The organism is Candidatus Eisenbacteria bacterium, from assembly GCA_026388185.1.
GTDB lineage: Bacteria > Eisenbacteria > RBG-16-71-46 > JAFGJU01 > JAFGJU01 > JAPLKG01.
In genome coordinates this window covers 1-4689 of record JAPLKG010000012.1, presented here as the reverse complement: position 1 = coordinate 4689, position 4689 = coordinate 1, and the positions used below count along the sequence as shown (strand labels likewise).

Annotated in this window: 3 protein-coding genes; all 3 read left to right on the top strand. The window is 58.7% G+C overall.

Annotated features, from left to right (window positions below; all coding sequences use genetic code 11):
- Window positions 1-193 precede the first annotated feature (193 nt).
- Complete coding sequence (locus tag NTX17_07525) at window positions 194-2716, top strand: transglycosylase SLT domain-containing protein (protein ID MCX5801217.1); 2523 nt, start codon at window positions 194-196, stop codon at window positions 2714-2716.
- Between the two features lie 62 nt (window positions 2717-2778).
- A complete protein-coding gene (locus NTX17_07520; GenBank protein ID MCX5801216.1) occupies window positions 2779-3345 on the top strand; it encodes a flavin reductase family protein in 567 nt (188 codons plus the stop codon).
- Window positions 3346-3792: 447 nt separating this feature from the next.
- On the top strand, window positions 3793-4689 hold an 897-nt coding region (locus NTX17_07515), incomplete at its 3' end, for a hypothetical protein (GenBank protein MCX5801215.1).

Here is a 4689-nt window from a genome sequence, read left to right as displayed (position 1 = left end):
ATATACTGAGACATGGCTGGGCTCCTTTCCTCTTTGAGTGCTTGCGGCACTCATGTGGCTCTAGTAGGAACGGTTAACGATGACAGTTCCACACTAACCCACGATTAGTTGAGGAGTCCAGCCAGATCCATAAAGTCTGAGTGCCCGGCAAAGGGCGCGCCAATCTAGCCGGCTGAGAGCAGTCGGTCTGGGGGTGGGAGCGATCCACGTTAGGCGAAGGATATCAATTTGGATTTGCGTGATCCTCACGGCGAACATCTGGCCGGGAGCTACTCTAGCCGCCACGAGTCAACCACTCGGCCAGTCCGTCAGCTTCTCCAACGTAGAAGCGAGGGCGGACTCGATCGCCGTTTTGAGTGCGCTCCTCCTGGTCGCGCAGCGCGAGGGGGATTTCCCTTCTCTGCTAAAGGGCTTGAGCGAGAAGGAGCGTGAGTCGCGCACGATTCAGGACGACATGCTTGCCCTGATGGACAGGATGGATCCTCAGCTCGCAAGGCGTGGCGGTGACCTCGCGGCCTTTCTTGTGGAGCCTCCGAATCTCCTCAAACCCACGAACCTGAAGCAGACTCTGCAGGTGCTCCTGCCTTTTATCCAGACGATCCCGGAGAGCCTGGCGGCGTTTGGAGCCTTCTGCCTCTCCGCAGGACTCATGCTGCGCCAGGACGGAGAGTACGCCCTGGCGGGTCGCTATTTCGAGAAGGCGTCGGGCACCCTGTCTCCGCTCGCCACGCACGCGTTGTATCTTGCCGTCGAATCCGGAGCAAGGTCGCACGAACCGGACAGAATGCTCAAACTTCTAAAGGCCTTGGACGAAACTGCGGCGCCGGACTATCTACGGAGGAGAGGGAGGCTGGTGGTAGCTCTCGCGTTGTGTGACGCCGGTCGGGACAGTGACGCGCTGGGGCTTCTGGAGAGCCTCCTTAAAGCGGACTTGAATGCCGGGGATCGCACAAGGGTGGCGGCCGCGCTTGCACGACTCTACGAGCGTCGCGGAGACTACGAGATGGCCGCCACAAGCAACGCGCAGGCATTCGAGACCGGTAGCTCTAACGGGGAAGCGGTCGAGGCCGCCAGAGCCTATCTACGGCTCGTGAAAGAGGGGAGGACCGGGGAGGACGCCTCTAGGACACTCTCTGCCGCCAGGTGTCTCATGCGCGCGGGGCTGAGATCGGAGGCGGCGTCCCTGTTTGGGAAACTCTTCCACGCAAAGAAACCGCGACTCGAGGCCGGGTGGGAACTCGCGAGGCTCCATTACCGAATGAAGAAGTATGCGGAGGCCAAAGACGTTTTTCTTGCGCTGGGGAGGTTGGAGAAAGACGCCGGCGGTTCTCTTCAGATCAAGCTTTGGGTTGCCAGATGCGAGAGGCAACTCACAAACACAGAAGTCGCGATTGAGCTGTTCCGTCGTGTCGCATTCGACGGAAAACGCGTCAAGTACTCGGAGGCCGCATGGGAGCTGGGACTGGAGCTGGAGAGTCTGCGCAGGCTCAGGGAAGCCGCGGAGGTCTATCAACTTCTCGGCGCGCAGCTCCCCGAGACTCGATTGGGCCAGGAATCACTGTGGCGCAAGGGACTCTGCGAATACAAACTCGGCGCCATTGGAGAGGCCGAGGTCGCATTTACTTCGTTACTCAAGGGCGAGCCAACGGATTGGCTTCACGACGCAGCCCTTTTCTGGTTGCTCAAATGCTCGGCAGAGAGAGGATCTCCGGTCTCGTCCGCCGAACTGGAAAAGGAGAAGCGGCGAAGCGAGTCGCTTTACGGGCTCTTGCTCGAGAGTCTTTCGAACGTGGTCGCGCTGGACAGTCTCCGGACTGGGAGCGCCCGGATCGGTGACCGCGTGAGAAGCGAGATCTTGAAGAGCCCGTGGAAGGACTGGCGACTCGGGCAGGGGGACGGGCTTGGCCGAGTGCCGGCCGCAAAACTCACAGCCCCGAGCCCGCCAGCGACTGACGTCTTGCTCCTGTCTCCATCCGGCCCTGGAGGCACCGAACTCTCCGAAGGGCTTCCTCCGCGAGCCCAAGGAGGAGCGCTCCTACTGGAGTTCGGTCTCAGAGACCTCGCAATCGAGGAGCTTCGAGGGTGCGAGAGGGAATTCTCGGGAAGGACCGACGTTCTCTTTCTGCTCGCCCAGCTTTACTGGCGGCACGGACTATACAAGCAGGCAATGTTGGTTGCTGAGAGACTAGCCAACGGGGGGCAGGGAATGGATGAGGGAGAGAAGAGATTCCTCGAACGGATGCTCTACCCAATCTGCTACGCCGACGTGCTCTTGCCCGAGAGTCGAGCGCAGGCGGTTGATCCCTTTCTTGCACTCGCCGTCATGAAGAGAGAAAGCACATTCGACCCGGGAGCGCAGTCTTCTGCGAGTGCCACGGGCCTCATGCAATTGATGCCCGAGACGGCCGGCGCCATCGCAGCCTACCTGGGGGAAGACACGCGGAAGTTGGATTTGAGAGACCCCGGGACCAACCTTCGCTACGGCATCTGGCATCTGGGCCGGCTCATCGGGAGATATTCCGATTCCGTCGTGACCGCCCTCGCCGCCTACAATGCCGGGGAAGAGAACGCCGAACGCTGGACGCGTGCTGCACGCGGTGCAAGCTCCAACGATGGGTTTGTCTACATGGAAAGTGTCGCATTCAGAGAGACGAGGGAGTACATTCGACTCGTTCTTGCAGACTTGCAGGTCTATAGGAAGTTGTATCTGTACTAAAGTTGTAGCCGTACCGAGGCTGTATCCGTACTAAGAACCTATCTGTACCGAGGAGGCGCCCAGTGAAAAAGTCAATCGGAGCAAAGACAATTCTGTACCCGACCCCGGTTCTCGTCGTCGGCACGTACGACAAGGCAGGGAAGCCCAACCTGATGACCGCGGCCTGGGGAGGAATCTGCTGTTCTGACCCACCGTGCGTCGCCGTCTCCATGAGAAAGGCCACGCATACGCACGGGAACATCGTTGCAAGAAAGGCGTTCACGATAAACATACTCGCCGAGACACAGGTGAAGGAGGCCGACTACTACGGAATGGTGACGGGGAAGAAAGAAGACAAATTTTCTGCGACGAAGATCACGCCGGTCAAGAGCCGACTTGTCGACGCACCATACGGCAAGGAATTCCCCCTCGTCCTGGAGTGCAAGCTTCTTCACACCATCGAAATCGGCCTGCACACGGAATTCATCGGCCAGATAATCGACGTCAAGGCGGAAGAGGGCGTGCTCGGAGGAAACGGCCTTCCCGACATCGAGAAGCTGAAGCCGTTCCTCTACGCACCCGGAGAACAGAAATACTATGGAATCGGAAAGTGCCTCGGGAACGCATTCTCGATAGGCAAGGAGATATAGACCGACCTGCCGCGTCACGATATGCTGCTCGTGCCACGGCGTGTTGAAGACTGCTCGCGGGCTCGCCGTCATTGTGCGCTTGCGCTTCTGCCAGCGTCGTGTGATGCCCCTCCACCAGGGGCGTCGGTCTCATCGTGTGATGTCCATTCCAAACAATTCTACTCGCTCACGCGACTTTTGTGTTGACCTCAGCCCACCATTGTGATATCATGCTTCTCGCAACAGGCTAAAACAACTCAGCGGGTCGCTTTTCACATCTTTCAAAACACGGGCTGAAGACATTGGATCCCCCGGCGCAGGCGGTCTGGGCGCCACGCGGATCTGTCGGCCGCGCTGCTTTCCTCGGCAGACCCGGGGAGGTGGTTCACGGGACTGATTGTATTGAGCCGCGCCACCGCTCGCAAACCTGAGGGGTGTACCACACCCATTTCGGAAGGAGTGATTCAAATGCGGAAGGGTATCACGATTCTTGTCCTCATAGCGTTTGGCGTCTTGGCAGTGTGTAGCATCGCCGGCGCCAGGGAGATCGAGAGACGAGTTCCCATCATTGACGACGCAGTCGGCGTAGTCCCGATGGGTCAGGTGTACGGCGTGAACGCCGCCATGCAGGGCACGGACACGTTCTACTATGGTGGAACGGTTTGGGATGCAGGGGACAACCGCTGGGAGGCTGCCGAGCCTGCGTCTGCTGGTTGGGCGAACCGGAAGATGTGGAGTTTTAGCTCCGCCGGTTTTGCCGGCACTCCTCACAGCGGTCTCTTCATGGACGGCTGGAAGGGCAATGACAACACCGTGCAGGCAGCGGACTACATGCACGTGGCGAGCAGCACGAGCGCTGACCCGTATCTAAACATCGGGTCGTGCGTCATCGCCGGTAACAAGTCTCTCTTCTGTGGTATGACGAACCAGCAGGGTATCGATCTCTGCTACAATGACAATACTGGCACTGGTTACGGCAACAACATGTATCAGACGGTAGTCACGGAGACGTACGGGTGGGGTCCTGGCGATCAGATTACGCTCGCGTATGACTATAGTAACGAGAGTGAGCCCGGGTTTGACTACAGCTATGTCATATTGCAGATATATGACACTGGCGCCAGTGAGTGGGTGAACTACGACACGATGGCTACGTACGATGTGGCGACGGGTAGCGAGAGCATAGACGTTGATTCATACCTGGCGTCGTTGACTCCTCCGGTCGATTTCCGCATCGCGTTCAACTTCGATTCTGACGGTGGGTACTCCGACGAGGACGGTTACAACCCGACCGCGTGCGGTGGTGTTGAGTTCGACAACTACGTGCTTACCATCAACAGCACGCTTGACAGTGAGGACTTCGAG